This window comes from Planococcus koreensis (genome assembly GCF_004761975.1).
Classification (GTDB): domain Bacteria; phylum Bacillota; class Bacilli; order Bacillales_A; family Planococcaceae; genus Planococcus; species Planococcus koreensis.
This window is the reverse complement of sequence record NZ_RQII01000011.1, coordinates 16538-31455: the sequence shown is the minus strand read 5'-3', so window position 1 is coordinate 31455 and position 14918 is coordinate 16538. Positions and strand designations below refer to the sequence as shown.

Below are 14918 nucleotides of genomic sequence, written 5' to 3'. Positions count from 1 at the left end.
CCAACGAAATCGCCCTTCGTCAATCCTAAACAGAAGAAAACACGAACATATTAATGTGTCTTCACATTAATCGTTCGTGTTTAAAAGTCTCCGCCGGATTCGTGCTGGCTCCAGTCGATGGTGACGAATTTATTGTATTCTTTGACGAAAGCCAATTTCACCGTACCGGTCGGGCCGTTACGCTGTTTGGCGATGATGATTTCAATCATGTTCTGGTCTTCGGTTTCCTTGTCGTAATAATCTTCCCGGTACAGGAAGGAAACGATATCGGCATCCTGCTCAATCGAGCCGGATTCCCGCAAATCCGACATCATCGGCCGCTTGTCCTGGCGTTGTTCCACTCCACGGGACAGCTGCGACAATGCGATGACCGGCACTTCAAGTTCACGCGCCAGCCCTTTCAATGAACGGGAAATATCGGATACTTCCTGCTGGCGGTTTTCGCCTGAGCGTCCAGGCCCTTGGATCAGCTGCAAGTAATCGATCATGATCATGCCAAGGCCATACTCCTGTTTCAAGCGGCGGCATTTGGCGCGGATGTCGTTGACCCGGATGCCCGGCGTGTCATCAATGAAGATGCCGGCATTCGATAAACTGCCCATGGCCATCGTCAGTTTGCGCCAGTCTTCCGTCTGCAAAGCCCCTGTACGGAGCACTTGCGCGTCGATGTTGCCTTCTGCGCACAGCATACGCATGACGAGCTGTTCGGCGCCCATCTCCAAACTGAAGATGGCGACGTTCTCGTCGGTTTTCGTTGCGACGTTCTGTGCGACATTCAGCGCGAATGCCGTCTTACCGACAGATGGCCGTGCAGCCACGATGATCAAGTCGTTGCGCTGGAAACCGGCAGTGACTTTGTCGAGGTCGCGGAAGCCGGTCGGGATTCCGGTGACATCGCCTTTGCGGGTATGCAGCAATTCAATATTGTCATAGGTGCTGACCAAAACGTCCTTGATGTGGGTAAAGTCACCGGCATTTTTGCGGCTCGATACTTCCATCATCTTTTTTTCCGCTTCGGCGAGAAGTGTTTCCACTTCATCTTCGCGCGTGAAACCGTCTTCGACAATCGTTGTCGCTACTCGGATCAAGCGCCGGAGCAGCGCTTTCTCCTCAACGATGCGCGCGTAATGCACAACATTCGCCGCGGTAGGGACAGCATTGGCGATTTCCGCCAAATACGACAGGCCGCCGACATCTTCCAGCTCTTTTTTGACCGACAGTTCTTCTGTCACCGTCACCACGTCAATCGCTTTGCCGTGGTCTGACAAATTGATCATCGTATCAAAGATTTTCTGGTGGGCAATGCGATAGAAATCCTCAGGATTTACAATCTCTGCGACCGTGATCAACGCCTGTGGTTCCAGGAAAATGGCACCAATGACCGATTGTTCGGCTTCATGGTTATGCGGCGGGACGCGATCTATTGCTTCATTCATCGAGTTCATCACCTTACGCTTCTTCTGTTACATGGACTCTAAGCGTCGCGACAACATCCGGGTGGACTTTAACCGGAACGTTCGTGTAGCCGAGCGCGCGGATGGCATCGTCCAATTCCATTTTGCGTTTGTCCAATTTGATGCCGTGTGTTTTTTCAAGTTCTTTGGCTACTTGTTTCGTGGTGATCGAACCGAATAACCGGCCGCCTTCGCCTGATTTAGCCGTCAATTCGATCGTCAAGCCTTCTAATGTCGCTTTCAGCTTTTGCGCTTCTTCCAATTCAGCCGCAGCTTCTTTTTGCTCTTTTTTCTTCTGGCCGTCCAATTTGCTGACAGCCGCCGTATTCGCTTCGATGGCGTAATTATTCTTCAATAGGAAGTTGTGTGCGTAGCCGTCCGCCACGTTTTTGACTTCCCCTTTTTTGCCTTTGCCTTTAACGTCTTTTAGAAATATCACTTTCATTCTGTTTGGCCTCCCTCGTATTGTTCCATTATCACTTGTTTTAATTGGGCAATCGCTTCATCCAGCGTCGCATCCGGCATTTGGGTCGCGGCATTCGTCAAATGGCCGCCGCCTCCCATGTTTTCCATAACGATCTGGACGTTGACTTCACCCAGCGAACGGGCTGAAATGCCGATGCCGCCTTCCGCGCGCTCCGCGACGACGAACGATGCATTGACGTCTTTCATCGTCAACAGAATATCCGCGGTTTGGGCGATCAGCACCGGGCTGTAGATCTTGCCTGCTTCGCCTCTGGCAATCGCGATGCCGTTCGCGACGAATTCGACCGTTTGGACGATTTTCGCGCGTTCCATATAGGTTTCCAGGTCTTCCTTCAGCAAACGCTGGACCAATACGGTATCCGCGCCGTTCGAGCGCAAATACGATGCCGCTTCAAAGGTCCGCGATCCTGTCCGCAGCGTAAAGCTTTTGGTGTCGACAATGATGCCCGCAAGCATTGCAGTCGCTTCCAGCATCGATAATTTCTCGTGCTTCGGCTGGTACTCAAGCAATTCGGTCACCAGCTCCGCCGTGGACGATGCGTAAGGTTCCATGTAAACGAGCAATGTATTGGTAATGAATTCTTCGCCTCTGCGGTGGTGATCGATCAGCACGACGCGCTCCATGCGCTGGAGCAGCCGTTCATCAATGACCATCGAGGGCTTATGCGTATCGACGATGACAAGCAAAGAGTTCTCCGTCATATCCGCCAACGCTTCTTCCGGCGTGATGAAACGTTCGAACAACTCGTCATCCCCTTCAATTTCTTCCATCAAGCGCATGACGCTGCGGTCGTATTCATTGAAGTCGAGGACAATGCGGCCTTGGACTTTATTCATCGCAGCCATTTTGGCCACGCCGACAGCGGCGCCGATCGCGTCCATATCGGGCATTTTATGGCCCATGACAAAGACTTGGTCGCTTTCCTGGATCAAGTCGCGCAGCGCATGTGAAATGACGCGTGCGCGCACTCTGGTGCGTTTTTCGACAGGATTCGTCTTGCCGCCGTAAAACTTCACTTTTCCGCTTGGGTGCTTGATGGCCACTTGGTCGCCGCCGCGGCCAAGGACGAGGTCCAGGCCGGACTGCGCCATGCTGCCAAGCTCGACAAGCGATGCCGAACCGGCGCCGACGCCGATGCTCAAAGTCAATGCGAGATTGTCTTTCGACGTTACTTCGCGCAGGTCATCGAGAATCGCGAATTTCGACAGCTCAAGATCTTTCAAAATCGATTCATTGAACACGGCAAGAAAGCGGTCTGACGAAATCCGTTTGACGAAAATGCCGTGGTTCGCTCCCCATTCGTTGACTAGCGACGTGACCAGGCTATTCAAATTACTCCGCGTCTGGTCGTCCATGCCTTGCGACAATTCATCGTAATTATCGATGAACAGGATGCCGATGACGGTGCGGTCTGCGTAATATAGCGTCTCGATTTCCACTTGCTCGGTAATGTCGAACAAATAAAACAACCGATCATCCGCGCGGTAATAAACCCGGTACTTCCGTTCGCCAAGCGTGATGGTCATGTCTTTTATTTCATCCGATTTCACCAATGTATGGAATTCATCCGATAAGCTGTAAAGCGATTCGCCGATCAGCGTATCGTACTCCAAAGTCGAGGTCATATACGGATTCGCCCATTCAATGTCAAAATTCTCATTGACGAGGAGAATCCCGATCGGCATCTCGAGGAGTGCTTCTTCTCCGACCTTTTTCATCCGGTAGGACAAGGTCTCTATGTGTTTTTCAGTTTCTTCATATACCCGTTTTTCGGTCACCCAGGCGGCGGTAAAAGCCAAACCGAACAATAACGTAAAAATGCCGGCGGCCCATTCGGACCAGAGGGTGATCAAAACGATTGCGGCCGCTCCCAGGAGGAGCAGCGCCAAGAGCGGATACCGAAGTTTTCGTTGTCTAAAAAAAGCCGACATTCGTTTCAGCTCCTCATTTTCCTTTAAACTCGTGTGCCCGTTTCACCCAGCCTCTGATATCGAATCCAAGATCGACGATCCCGACGATGCTCGTAAACGACAGCAGCGGGAAAGCCAGAATGCTGACAAGGACCGTCACCCATTTCGGCCATCCTTCTTGATGGATATAGAAATGATAGAACGAAACGCCCTGCAGGAACATCAGGAATTGCAGCACAATGGATGCATTGATGAATATCATGTAAGGCATGGTCCCCGGCTGGAAATCAGACAATAGCGGGACGAGCAAAACGATTAAATAATACCATAATACACTTTTCGGCAATTTCATATCCCGAAAAGGAGGAAATTTCGGAACGTCCGTGCCCAGCCGCTTTAAAATCGGCAAAAGGAGCAATAACAAGATCCAAACAACCATAAATACCGACAGCACAAGCAGCGCCGGCAATAAAGTCTCGAACGAGAACATGATTTGGCTGATGAACTCATCGTAATCTTCATTCGGCGCGCCGAACCTTTCCATCATAGCGCTCGTCTGTTTATAGGAAGCTTCCATCGCCGTCATCATTTCTTCGATGACGTTGATGCCGAACAGCCAGATAGAAGCCAGGTATTGCAGCATGATTGAAAACAGAAGCACTACCCCTGAGCCCATGAACATGAAGAGCTTGCTTTTGCCGTAATAAATCGACAATCCGATCACCAAACCGAGCGGCACATGAATCAGCGCCAGTGGCAAGGACAACAGCCCCCCGATAATGAACGCCAAAAACAGGCACACCGCAGCGAAAAGCGCAGAAGCCTTCCAATCATATTTCGCGCTGTACCAGGCAACCGGCAGCGCCAAAAAGAGCGTCGTTACTACATTTAAAAGAGGCACATAAACCGAGACAGCCAATAGCACTGTAAACACTGCGGCCATCATCGCACCATTTGTAAGTTTTCTTGTTTGTTGATTTTGCATCCGTGTGAGTGTCCCCTTCTTTCGGGTTTATTTCATCCTTGTAATTGTATCATGATTAAGGAACCTGAACAAAAGAACGGAATGCTGGCTGTCTCGTACAAACATGAAAATGTTTGTGAAAATGAAAGCCGATATTCCGCAAAACAGCTGCGAAGGCATGGACCCAAGAATTGGGGCAATGCCTTTGCGACGAAGCGCGTAGCGCTGCAGGAGCACAATGTTTTCCGCGGGGCTCGCGCCGAACTAACTCGGGCTTTGGCCCGAGCGGATTTCGACACTTCGCTTAGCCCGCTGGAAAGACATTGGTCGAAGCTAGCGAGGCCAAGTCTTTGCGACGAAGCAGCGCAGCGCTGCAGGAGCAGTAAGGTTTTCTCCGCTGTTTTGCTCCATATCTGGAGTAGTTGAAGAAGCAGAAGAAAGTGTACCTTTCCATCTCTTGATAATAGAAGGAGTTCTCTATTAAGAAAGGTCCTTGATGGCATTTTGCCAATGGCGGAATGCGCCCTTTCAATTAAAGGAGCCGTTCGCCGAGGCGAACGGCTTTTCATATTGGGCTCTTGAGCTTGGAGAAAAGCGACGCCCCTTACATAATGCCGGTTAAAATCCGAGCAACGCCTGTTGATTCTCTGCCAGTGCATGTTAAATTCAAGATAGTTCCTGATAACCAAGAAATAAGGCTTGTTAATAGAAGAAGCTTCTCTCAAAAACCAAATAGAATCACAGAGAAACTACAGCTATCGCTATCTTGAAGCTCTTTGATCAAAGAACTGGCTCACTATTAAGAACACCCTTTGAAATGAAGCGAAGGGCAGCGACTCCAGCGGGCAAAGCCTGAGCTGAAGGCCCCGCAGGAGCGCAGCGACGAGGAGACAGAAGCCAGGCCCGCGGAAAGCGTCTGCCTGAAGCGCAATGAAAAGGAGTATGAAGGAGTATGAAAACAAAAAAAAGACCGGTTTCCCGGTCTTTTCGAAAATTATCTTTCTTCAGCTACGAATGGTAGAAGTGCCATGATACGTGAGCGTTTGATAGCGATTGTCAACTTACGTTGCCATTTAGCGCTAGTGCCTGTAACACGACGTGGCAAGATTTTTCCTCTTTCAGAAATAAATTTCTTCAATAGGTCAGTATCTTTATAATCGATGTGCGTGATGTTGTTTGACGTAAAATAACAAACCTTTTTACGCTTTTTGCCTCCGCGACGTGGTGCCATATCGAATTACCTCCTTTTTTGTTGGATTTTAGCCGCTAGTTCCAGCGTTCATTAGAATGGCAGATCGTCGTCCGATACTTCGATCGGGCCGCTACCGCTTGAGAACGGATCCTGGTCTACGCGTGTATAGTTTTGTTGGCTTGGGTTTTGCTGACTTGGGCTTGGCGATTGGTTCTGTTGATAGGACGGCTGTTGTCCTTGTGAACGGTCTGCACCAGCTCCAGAACTTTTCGGTTCCAGGAATTGGACGCTGTCTGCAACGACTTCCGTCGTATAAACGCGCTTTCCGTCCTGCCCCTCGTAGCTTCCAGTTTGAATGCGGCCTTCTACGCCAGCCAAGCTTCCTTTTTTCAGGAAATTCGCTGTGTTTTCAGCTTGTTTGCGCCAAACAGTACAATTGATAAAATCAGTTTCCTTCTCACCCTGCGCATTGGAGAATGTCCGGTTTACAGCAAGTGTAAAACGGGCAACTGCCGCACCGCTTGGCGTGTAGCGAAGGTCTGGATCTTTTGTCAGTCTTCCGACTAAAACAACTCGGTTAATCATCAGAATTCAACCTCCTTTTAAGTCAATATTTTTAAGGCTGCCGTCTTTTGCTTATACGTCTTTGCGTACAGCGATATGACGGATAATGTCTTCGTTAATGTTCGCAAGACGTGTGTATTCGTTGATAGCTTCAGAACCAGCGTTTACTTTTACGATCTGGTAGAAACCTTCACGCAAATCGTTGATTTCGTAAGCTAAACGACGTTTACCCCACTCTTTCGACTCGATGATTTCAGCGCCGTTTGTAGTTAGGATGTCGTTAAAACGCTCAACTAGAGCTTTTTTAGCTTCCTCTTCAATTGCAGGCTGAATGATATACATTAATTCATATTCTCTCATCGTGTTGTCACCTCCTCATGGACTTGGGCCCTGCTGTTTCCAGCGGGCAAGGAGCAAGCAATTCATATTATTACTCACATCAATGTATTGTACCACGTTTGGATAGCCGCCGCAAGCATGTTTTTCACTGCCGCTTGCGCTATACTTTAGGCAAATGCCCAAAGGAAGTGATTGAGTGGAACCGGTCCGCATCATTGAATTGGATATCAGGGAAATCGCACCAAAAGCGCTGTGGGCGAACGTCCTGCTCGTGGTGATTTTTGCCGCTGCCTATCATTTCTTCGCAGAGCCGCTGTCGTTCAGTTTTTCCTGGTGGGCAGTCTTGTTCTTCACGGCAGGCTACGCCGCACTGATCGTGCTCCATGAATTATTCCATTTGATCGGCTTCGTCGTATTCGGCAAAACGCCGATTTCATCGCTCGATTACGGATTCGATTTGGATATGGGCATCGCGTACGCCACCACAAGCCGAGCGATTCCGATCAAAGCCATGAAAAAGGCCCTTTTGCTGCCGTTTTGGATGACCGCAGCCATACCGGCAGCGCTCGGCTTTTGGCTCGAAAGCCAGACCCTCATGCTGTTGGGCGCCATGCTCGCTGCGGGTACCTACGGCGATTTTCACATGTACCGGGCGCTGCTGCAAGAGCGCAATGACAGCTGGGTCCTTGACGACCCCAAGCTGCCGCGCCTGCGGGTCTACGCCGACAACCCGAACGAAAAAAGCACCGGAGAATAAATCCTCCGGTGCTTTTCTGATTTACATTTGTTCTTGTGCAACCCGGACATCCCAGACGCCCGTTTCCACTTTTTCTTTCAATAACCCTTTTGCATTCGCCACGTACACAATGGTTTCCACAACTTCACCGTTCGCGTAGACCTCGGTCGTCTGTTTATCGAAGAGGTCAGTTTCTGCTTGAGCAGCATACCCTTCAAGATCGTCGATAGCCGGCCATAGCTCTTCCGGAATGTCGTAAACCTGCCCTTGGATGTCCCCTTGTGCAGCTTTGACCATTGCCGGATAGCCCATCCCTGTATCATATAACGTTCCTTTTGCCATGGCGTGTTCTGCGACTAAAGCGGCTTCACCCAAATAGCAATGATATTTCCCGCCTTCTTTCAATGTTCCATATACGAACAAAAGCATTTCTGATCCTCCTAATTCAAAAAGACCGAGCGCTAAGGCATTCGGTCCCTTTCATAATGTTCCGTGGCGTGATGCATTGTCTTGTATGATAGCTCTGAAATGTTAATTGCCGTTCAGGACGTTTTCTAAACCTGGTCCCTGAAAAAAATTTTAAAAATTTAAAGCTTTTGGCTTAAACGTTAAAACGGAAAAGCATGACGTCGCCGTCTTTAACGATGTATTCTTTGCCTTCTTGGCGCACTTTTCCGGCTTCTTTTGCAGCCGCCATCGAACCCGCTTCCACAAGGTCTTCGTAAGCTACGGTCTCGGCACGGATAAAGCCGCGTTCGAAATCGGAGTGGATGACGCCGGCACATTGTGGTGCTTTCATGCCTTTTTTAAATGTCCATGCACGCACTTCCTGCACACCAGCAGTAAAGTAAGTAGCAAGCCCGAGCAAGCTGTAAGATGCTTTGACTAATTGATCCAGACCGGATTCTTTGATGCCCAGTTCTTCAAGGAACATCGCTTTCTCCTCGTCGTCCAATTCAGCCATTTCTTCCTCGATCTTCGCACAAATCACGATAACTTCTGCATTCTGTTGTGCCGCGTAATCGCGTACTTGCTGCACATATTCATTGTTGTCCGCTTCCGCGATTTCATCTTCCGCTACGTTCGCTACATACAGCATCGGCTTAAGCGTCAGCAAGTTCAGGTTTTTCGCGATGCGCAGCTCGTCTTCCGTAAAGTCGATTGAACGGGCCATTTGGCCATCTTCGAATGCTTCGCGCAACTTCATCAGAACCGGCTCTTCGGCAACTGCATCTTTGTCTCTTTGCTTCACAAGTTTGGCAGCGCGCGCAATGCGTTTTTCGATGCTTTCCATGTCCGCAAGGATCAATTCCAAGTTGATGACTTCGATATCGGAAATCGGATCCACTTTGCCGGATACATGCGTGACGTTGTCGTCGGCGAAGCAACGGACAACCTGGCAGATTGCATCCACTTCACGGATATGAGAAAGGAATTTATTTCCAAGACCTTCCCCTTTGCTGGCGCCTTTCACGATGCCCGCAATATCGGTGAATTCGAAAGCGGTAGGAACCGTTTTCTTCGGATCGACCAATTCCGTCAATTTGTCTAAGCGCTCGTCCGGAACTTCTACAATCCCGACGTTCGGATCTATCGTACAGAACGGGTAATTGGCTGCTTCAGCCCCCGCTTTTGTAATAGCGTTAAATAATGTGGATTTCCCCACGTTTGGTAATCCTACAATCCCTGCAGTCAATGCCATAGGATTCACGACCTCTCTTCTTTTAAAAACGAATTATTTTTTTGCAACCATTCTATTATAGGAATGAAAATCAAATCTGTCCATTTTTCCAAACTTATACAAATATACTATTTAAGTATAATTCTATTCCTGCTCAGCCTTGACCAGTACCCGTTTCATCTTTTTATTGAATTCAACGCGCGGAATCATGACGCTGTGCTGGCAGCCTTCGCATTTGATGCGGATGTCAGCACCCATGCGAATGATTTTCCAGGCATTCGCCCCGCATGGATGGCCTTTTTTCATTTCCACGATGTCGTTCAGTCCGAATTCCTTCATTTCCATGACTTTGCCCCCTTCTTACTTTTTGGCAATCACTGACGGGTTGGTGTCTTCTGGCGACCGCTGCACCATGACCATCCGCGGATATGGAATTTCTACGCCTTGTTTGTCGAGGTATTCCTTCAAGTCGCGGCGCAGTCCACGCGAAACGGCGAAATGCTGCATCGGCAGCGTTTCCGCAATGATGCGCATGACCACTTCCGTCGTCGTCAAATTCTGTACGCCCAGCAATTCAGGCGGCTTGATGATTTGTTCGTATTTATCCTGTATGTCCTCGAGGAATTCCTGGATCAATTGCTCAACTTTCGCCATATCCGATTCGTACGAAATGTTGATGTCGACCACCGCAATGGAATTGTGGATGGAGAAATTCACGACATCCGTTACATTGCCATTCGGGAAGATGAACAATTCTCCTGTAAAGCCTTTGACTTTCGTCGTCCGGAGCCCGATTTCTTCGACGGTCCCTTCGGCTTGGCCGATGCGGACATAATCGCCGACCGAGAACTGGTCTTCAAAAATGATGAAAAATCCGGTGATGATGTCGCGCACCAAGTTTTGTGCGCCAAAACCGATGGCCAGCCCGAGCACCCCGGCCCCGGCGATCAAACCGGTTATATCAATCGTAAATGCTGACAGCACCGCAATGATGGCCATGAAATATACCACATACGCAATGACGTTTTCCAGCAATTTCGACATTGTCTGCTGCCGCCGTTCATTGTATTTCAACGGCCCTTTGATGCGCACCGCAAATGTTTTCCGGATCAGCACCTTGGCCACCCTTACGACAATCGCCGCCAGGAGGACGATCAAAACCACTTTCAATCCGACAAATCCGATGCTTAGCCACATTTCTTCATCCAATAATAACTTCTTCCCTTGTTCTGCCGCCTGTTCTACATCTGCCATAGCTTTTGCACTCATTATTACACCATCCTAACTTACAATTAACCCAAATTCAGCTTAAACATGACCGTGACGATGATAGCAACAACCAATACTCCTGGCAATAAATTAGCGACGCGCATTTTGGTGACGCCCATCAAATTCAAGCCGATGGCGACAATCATGACGCCGCCTGTCGCTGACATTTCCGTAATGAACATGTCAAGCGCCGCTTCCGGAATCAGCAAGCTGATTTGTGTAGCGAATAGCGCTATCAGCCCCTGGTAGACGAAAACCGGGATGGCAGCCAGCAATACACCGATGCCAAGCGTCGATGCCAGGATGATTGAAGTGAATCCATCAATCAGCCCTTTCGAGATCAACACGCCGTGTTCGTTTGCCAAGCCGCTTTCAAGTGCGCCGATAATGCCCATAGCGCCAATGACGAAAATCAGCGTTGCTGTGACGAATCCTTGTGCGATACTGCCTTTGCTTTCTTTCGCACCCATTTTGACTTCAATCCAATGGCCGAAACTGTTCAGCTTTTTATCCAAGTCGATCCACTCACCGATTACTGCTCCGAATACGAGACTGATGATGACCACCACAAAATTCTCGCTCTCAATCCCCATCTGCAAGCCCAGTACGACAACTGCCAAACCGATTACATACAATACCGTTTCCTTCATCTTTTCAGGAATATTGCGAAGTGCCCGCCCGATTAAGGTGCCGGCAACGATTAAAACGGCATTAATCAATGTCCCTAAGAGAACCATCTATTCATTTCCCCTTCCGCCTGTGCTTCCCAGTTCTTTGCATAACAGAGCCTATTCCCTTTTGAGGAATAGGCGCGTCTTAGTTTAGGAGTTCAAGGATGCGTTCCAGGTCTTCTTCAGAGAAAAATTCAATTTCGATTTTCCCTTTATTTTTCGTTTTTTTGATTTGGACACTCGTCCCGAAGCGGTCTCTCAGCTCGGATTGCTTTTCTTCTATAAAAAGGTCTTTTTTCTTTTCGATTGTTTCACGTGGAACATCTTCATTCAGGCGCTGCACCAAATTTTCCAATTGGCGGACGTTCAAGCTTTCTTTTACTACTTTTTCCGCTGTTTCCGGAATCAGCTTCTTGGAACGCAAACCTAGAAGCGTGCGGCCATGGCCCATTGTCAGCTTTTTGTCTGAAATCATCTCACGGACTTTTTCCGGCAAGGCAAGCAGGCGCACATGGTTTGCGATGTGTGGACGGCTTTTCCCAAGGCGGAATGCCAGTTGTTCCTGCGTCAGGCTCAATGCTTCCATCAGCTTTTGGTAGGCTTCTGCTTCTTCGATAGGCGTCAAATCCTCACGCTGAAGGTTTTCCAGAATAGCAAGTTCCATCATTTGCTGGTCGTTCAGCTCTTTGATGATCGCTGGAACTTCTTCCAATTTCGCGAGTTTAGCCGCACGGAAACGCCGCTCCCCTACTACCAACTCAAAATTATTGCCTTTTTTGCGGACCACCACAGGCTGAAGGATGCCGTGTTCTTTGATCGATTCCGACAATTCCTGCAATGCCGTCTCATCAAAAACTTTGCGCGGCTGGTAAGGGTTCGTGCGCAATTGGCCGATGCTCAGCTGTGTAATTTTTTCTGTCTCGCTCAATGATTCGCCCGGGAATAACGCGTTAATCCCTTTTCCTAATCCTTTAGCCATTACGAATCACTTCCCTTGCTAGATCTAAGTAGACTTCTGCGCCTCTGGATTTCGGATCATAGATAATGATCGGTTCGCCGTGGCTTGGCGCTTCGCTCAAACGGATGTTCCGCGGAATGATCGTCCGGTACACTTTATCCTGGAAATATTTTTTCACTTCTTCAATCACCTGCAGCCCTAAATTCGTACGGGCGTCGAGCATTGTCAATAAAACACCGTCGATTTCCAGGTCATGATTTAAATGCTTTTGCACCAAACGCACTGTGCTCAGCAGCTGGCTCAGTCCTTCTAATGCATAATACTCACATTGAACCGGAATGACGATCGCATCAGAAGCCGTCAACGAGTTGATCGTCAATAAGCCCAGCGATGGTGGACAGTCGATGATGATGTAATCGTACATTTCCTTGACTTCCTGCAACGCGGTCTTCAGCCGAACTTCGCGCGACATCGTCGAAACCAGTTCGATTTCCGCTCCCGCCAGTGAAATGGTGGCAGGTACGACATGGAGGTTTTCCACTTTCGTCTCCATGATCGTGTCTTTCACATCCACATCATCAATGAGCACTTCATAAATACATTGGTCTACATCGCCTTTATTGACACCTACTCCGCTGGTGGCGTTCCCTTGCGGATCAATATCTATTAAAAGGACCTTTTTGCCCAAATAAGCAAGGCAGGCACTCAAATTCACTGAAGATGTCGTTTTTCCTACGCCGCCTTTTTGATTGGCGATCGCAATAATTCTACCCACACTTGCACCAACTTTCTTTCATACTTCTCTCATTTTACTGCGCACACAGCGTTAATACCATCTATAACACATAAAATAATGATATATCTTTATCTATTGTAGCAAATCCATGTACAAATTATGGTTACATTCACATTAAAAAAGCTCTTTCCGCCTAGGGAAAGAGCTTTTCGTCATTTTTTCTTCGGGATTTTCACCGTTATCTGGTAATATTCATCGTGCTCTTCTTCTTCCGTGGATACATCGATGCCGCTTTTTGACACCATCGTCAACGATTGCTTGATGGTGTTGACAGCAATACGCACATCACGGCTGAACGCTTTGCGCCTAGGCTTTGCCTTTTTCGGCTCGGTCGACAAAAGCTTTTCCACTTTCAGCTCAAGCTGCTTCACATTCAGGTTCTCTTCCAATGTTTCATCAAAGAGCTTTTTCTGCATGTCCACATCTTTCACTTTCAGCAATGCACGCGCATGGCGTTCCATTAGCTTGCGGTCCAGCAATGCCTGCTGGATCTCCGCTGGCAACTTCAGCAGCCTTAATTTATTGGCGACAGTCGACTGCCCTTTGCCAAGGCGCTGGGCAAGCGCTTCCTGGGTGATGCCATGGAGTTCCAGCAGGTTTTGGTAAGCATTCGCCTCTTCGATCGACGTCAGCTCTTCCCGCTGCAAATTTTCTATCAATGCAATAGAAGCTGTTTCCTTATCGCTCAAGTTCCGGACAATCGCCGGCACTTCATCCCAGCCAAGCGAAGACATGGCGCGGAAACGCCGCTCACCTGCAATGATTTCATAATGTGGGTCGCCCGTTTCGCCTGTTTCAGCAAGGCGTACCACAATCGGCTGTATGACGCCGTGCATATGGATTGTGCGGGCCAGCTCTTCAATTTTGGATTCATCAAAGACGGTCCGCGGCTGAAATTTATTGGCGCTGATTTTATCCCGCGGAATTTTAACAACTTCCTCGGAACTTTCTGCCGCCTCTTGGACTTCCGCTTGTTCATTCACTTGTTCTGTTGGTTCATTTGCTTTATCGCTGCCCCCGAAGAAACGGGAGAAAGGACTTTTCATCCTCAAGCACCACCTTTTAAAAAGCTCACTTGCATAGTATTCGCTATTCCGTGACTCGATACCTTTATGTCAATGTTCCACGTGAAACAATAACGGTCTTTGGCTTCTGTTGCTTAAGCAATGGGTGATTTGTTCGGCATTCCCGGTTTACGCGGGTATTTCTTCGGTGTTGCTTTGAATTTGCGGAACACTTGGATATAGCGTTCGCTTTCTTCGACCGGCAATTTAAACGAATATACGTTCTCATTTTTAACGCCGAGCTTTTCCAACGCATTTTTTGCGTCGGCCAGTTCATCCGGTGCCGAAGCAGCTTTCATCGCTGCGAATAATCCGCCGTTTTTCACAAGCGGCACGCATAATTCTGCCAGCACCGACAAGCGGGCAACCGCTCTGGCCGTCACCAAATCGTATTTTTCACGATGTTCCGACTGGCCGAAATCCTCTGCCCGGGCATGGACAAAGCGCACGCCGGACAAATTCAGCTTGTCGCTCAAATGCGTCAGGAATTGAATCCGTTTATTCAATGAATCGACAATTGTCACTTCAATATGTGGGAAACAGATTTTCAGTGGAATGCTCGGAAATCCGGCACCCGCTCCGACGTCACATAATTTCATCGGCTTTGTGAAGTCCAAGTAGAAAGCGGCCGTAATCGAATCGTAGAAATGCTTCAAGTAAACAGAAGGCTGATCCGTGATTGCGGTCAAGTTCATCTTTTCGTTCCACTCGACCAATTCTTCGAAATATGTCCGGAATTGAGCCAATTGTCCATCCGTGAGCTCAATCCCTTTTTCGCTGAGGGCGTCTTTGAATTGTTGTTCGTTCATGCGCTCTTCCCTCCCTCTTCCGTT

At 48.7% G+C, this 14918-nt stretch carries 17 protein-coding genes; 1 reads left to right on the top strand and 16 read right to left on the bottom strand.

The window, feature by feature from the left end:
* Window positions 1-80 precede the first annotated feature (80 nt).
* The 7 genes from dnaB to rpsF form a co-directional block, all read right to left on the bottom strand.
* Window positions 81-1436, bottom strand: a complete 1356-nt coding sequence (gene dnaB / locus EGV91_RS02045; protein WP_135500517.1) for a replicative DNA helicase — start codon at window positions 1434-1436, stop codon at window positions 81-83.
* A 13-nt stretch (window positions 1437-1449) separates the two neighbouring features.
* Complete coding sequence (gene rplI / locus EGV91_RS02040; protein ID WP_135500516.1) at window positions 1450-1899, bottom strand: 50S ribosomal protein L9; 450 nt, start codon at window positions 1897-1899, stop codon at window positions 1450-1452.
* Entirely contained in the window at window positions 1896-3872 is a 1977-nt protein-coding gene (locus EGV91_RS02035) for a DHH family phosphoesterase (protein WP_135500515.1), read from the bottom strand. Before EGV91_RS02035 ends, rplI begins: the two co-directional genes overlap by 4 nt.
* A 13-nt stretch (window positions 3873-3885) precedes the next feature.
* Entirely contained in the window at window positions 3886-4836 is a 951-nt protein-coding gene (locus tag EGV91_RS02030) for a YybS family protein (RefSeq protein ID WP_135500514.1), read from the bottom strand.
* 973 nt (window positions 4837-5809) lie between these two features.
* Window positions 5810-6046 (bottom strand): 30S ribosomal protein S18, encoded by a 237-nt coding sequence (gene rpsR / locus EGV91_RS02025; RefSeq protein WP_006830564.1) that lies wholly within the window; start codon window positions 6044-6046, stop codon window positions 5810-5812.
* A gap of 51 nt (window positions 6047-6097) precedes the next feature.
* Window positions 6098-6592 carry a single-stranded DNA-binding protein gene (gene ssb, locus EGV91_RS02020; protein ID WP_135500513.1) on the bottom strand — a complete coding sequence of 165 codons (495 nt, stop codon included), beginning with the start codon at window positions 6590-6592 and terminating at the stop codon, window positions 6098-6100.
* Window positions 6593-6643: 51 nt separating this feature from the next.
* Window positions 6644-6931, bottom strand: a complete 288-nt coding sequence (gene rpsF, locus EGV91_RS02015; RefSeq protein WP_135500512.1) for a 30S ribosomal protein S6 — start codon at window positions 6929-6931, stop codon at window positions 6644-6646.
* Window positions 6932-7106: 175 nt separating this feature from the next.
* Between rpsF and EGV91_RS02010 the strand changes: the two genes are divergently transcribed.
* Window positions 7107-7667 (top strand): DUF3267 domain-containing protein, encoded by a 561-nt coding sequence (locus EGV91_RS02010; protein WP_135500511.1) that lies wholly within the window; start codon window positions 7107-7109, stop codon window positions 7665-7667.
* A gap of 21 nt (window positions 7668-7688) precedes the next feature.
* Here EGV91_RS02010 and EGV91_RS02005 read toward each other — a convergent pair whose 3' ends face one another.
* The 9 genes from EGV91_RS02005 to rsmG all read right to left on the bottom strand — a co-directional run bounded on the left by EGV91_RS02005 (window position 7689) and on the right by rsmG (window position 14894).
* Window positions 7689-8075 carry a gamma-glutamylcyclotransferase family protein gene (locus EGV91_RS02005; RefSeq protein WP_135500510.1) on the bottom strand — a complete coding sequence of 129 codons (387 nt, stop codon included), beginning with the start codon at window positions 8073-8075 and terminating at the stop codon, window positions 7689-7691.
* A 172-nt stretch (window positions 8076-8247) separates the two neighbouring features.
* Window positions 8248-9348, bottom strand: coding sequence for a redox-regulated ATPase YchF (gene ychF / locus EGV91_RS02000; RefSeq protein WP_135500540.1), 1101 nt, complete (start codon window positions 9346-9348; stop codon window positions 8248-8250).
* Window positions 9349-9471: 123 nt separating this feature from the next.
* Complete coding sequence (locus EGV91_RS01995; RefSeq protein WP_135500509.1) at window positions 9472-9672, bottom strand: DUF951 domain-containing protein; 201 nt, start codon at window positions 9670-9672, stop codon at window positions 9472-9474.
* Between the two features lie 15 nt (window positions 9673-9687).
* Window positions 9688-10596 carry a mechanosensitive ion channel family protein gene (locus tag EGV91_RS01990; protein WP_241666088.1) on the bottom strand — a complete coding sequence of 303 codons (909 nt, stop codon included), beginning with the start codon at window positions 10594-10596 and terminating at the stop codon, window positions 9688-9690.
* A 23-nt stretch (window positions 10597-10619) separates the two neighbouring features.
* On the bottom strand, window positions 10620-11333 hold the full coding sequence (locus EGV91_RS01985; protein ID WP_135500508.1) for a DUF554 domain-containing protein: 714 nt from the start codon (window positions 11331-11333) through the stop codon (window positions 10620-10622).
* A 79-nt stretch (window positions 11334-11412) separates the two neighbouring features.
* On the bottom strand, window positions 11413-12246 hold the full coding sequence (locus EGV91_RS01980) for a ParB/RepB/Spo0J family partition protein (RefSeq protein ID WP_135500507.1): 834 nt from the start codon (window positions 12244-12246) through the stop codon (window positions 11413-11415).
* On the bottom strand, window positions 12239-13000 hold the full coding sequence (locus EGV91_RS01975) for a ParA family protein (RefSeq protein ID WP_135500506.1): 762 nt from the start codon (window positions 12998-13000) through the stop codon (window positions 12239-12241). Before EGV91_RS01975 ends, EGV91_RS01980 begins: the two co-directional genes overlap by 8 nt.
* A 173-nt stretch (window positions 13001-13173) precedes the next feature.
* Complete coding sequence (noc, locus tag EGV91_RS01970; protein ID WP_135500505.1) at window positions 13174-14067, bottom strand: nucleoid occlusion protein; 894 nt, start codon at window positions 14065-14067, stop codon at window positions 13174-13176.
* A 113-nt stretch (window positions 14068-14180) separates the two neighbouring features.
* Complete coding sequence (gene rsmG / locus EGV91_RS01965) at window positions 14181-14894, bottom strand: 16S rRNA (guanine(527)-N(7))-methyltransferase RsmG (protein WP_135500504.1); 714 nt, start codon at window positions 14892-14894, stop codon at window positions 14181-14183.
* Between the last annotated feature and the right edge of the window lie 24 nt (window positions 14895-14918).

Coding starts and splice junctions, on each gene's coding strand:
- dnaB (WP_135500517.1), bottom strand. CDS start 1,436: ATGAATGAAGCAATAGATCGCGTCCCGCCGCATAACCATGAAGCCGAA.
- rplI (WP_135500516.1), bottom strand. CDS start 1,899: ATGAAAGTGATATTTCTAAAAGACGTTAAAGGCAAAGGCAAAAAAGGG.
- EGV91_RS02035 (WP_135500515.1), bottom strand. CDS start 3,872: ATGTCGGCTTTTTTTAGACAACGAAAACTTCGGTATCCGCTCTTGGCG.
- EGV91_RS02030 (WP_135500514.1), bottom strand. CDS start 4,836: ATGCAAAATCAACAAACAAGAAAACTTACAAATGGTGCGATGATGGCC.
- rpsR (WP_006830564.1), bottom strand. CDS start 6,046: ATGGCACCACGTCGCGGAGGCAAAAAGCGTAAAAAGGTTTGTTATTTT.
- ssb (WP_135500513.1), bottom strand. CDS start 6,592: ATGATTAACCGAGTTGTTTTAGTCGGAAGACTGACAAAAGATCCAGAC.
- rpsF (WP_135500512.1), bottom strand. CDS start 6,931: ATGAGAGAATATGAATTAATGTATATCATTCAGCCTGCAATTGAAGAG.
- EGV91_RS02005 (WP_135500510.1), bottom strand. CDS start 8,075: ATGCTTTTGTTCGTATATGGAACATTGAAAGAAGGCGGGAAATATCAT.
- ychF (WP_135500540.1), bottom strand. CDS start 9,348: ATGGCATTGACTGCAGGGATTGTAGGATTACCAAACGTGGGGAAATCC.
- EGV91_RS01995 (WP_135500509.1), bottom strand. CDS start 9,672: ATGGAAATGAAGGAATTCGGACTGAACGACATCGTGGAAATGAAAAAA.
- EGV91_RS01990 (WP_241666088.1), bottom strand. CDS start 10,596: ATGAGTGCAAAAGCTATGGCAGATGTAGAACAGGCGGCAGAACAAGGG.
- EGV91_RS01985 (WP_135500508.1), bottom strand. CDS start 11,333: ATGGTTCTCTTAGGGACATTGATTAATGCCGTTTTAATCGTTGCCGGC.
- EGV91_RS01980 (WP_135500507.1), bottom strand. CDS start 12,246: ATGGCTAAAGGATTAGGAAAAGGGATTAACGCGTTATTCCCGGGCGAA.
- noc (WP_135500505.1), bottom strand. CDS start 14,067: ATGAAAAGTCCTTTCTCCCGTTTCTTCGGGGGCAGCGATAAAGCAAAT.
- rsmG (WP_135500504.1), bottom strand. CDS start 14,894: ATGAACGAACAACAATTCAAAGACGCCCTCAGCGAAAAAGGGATTGAG.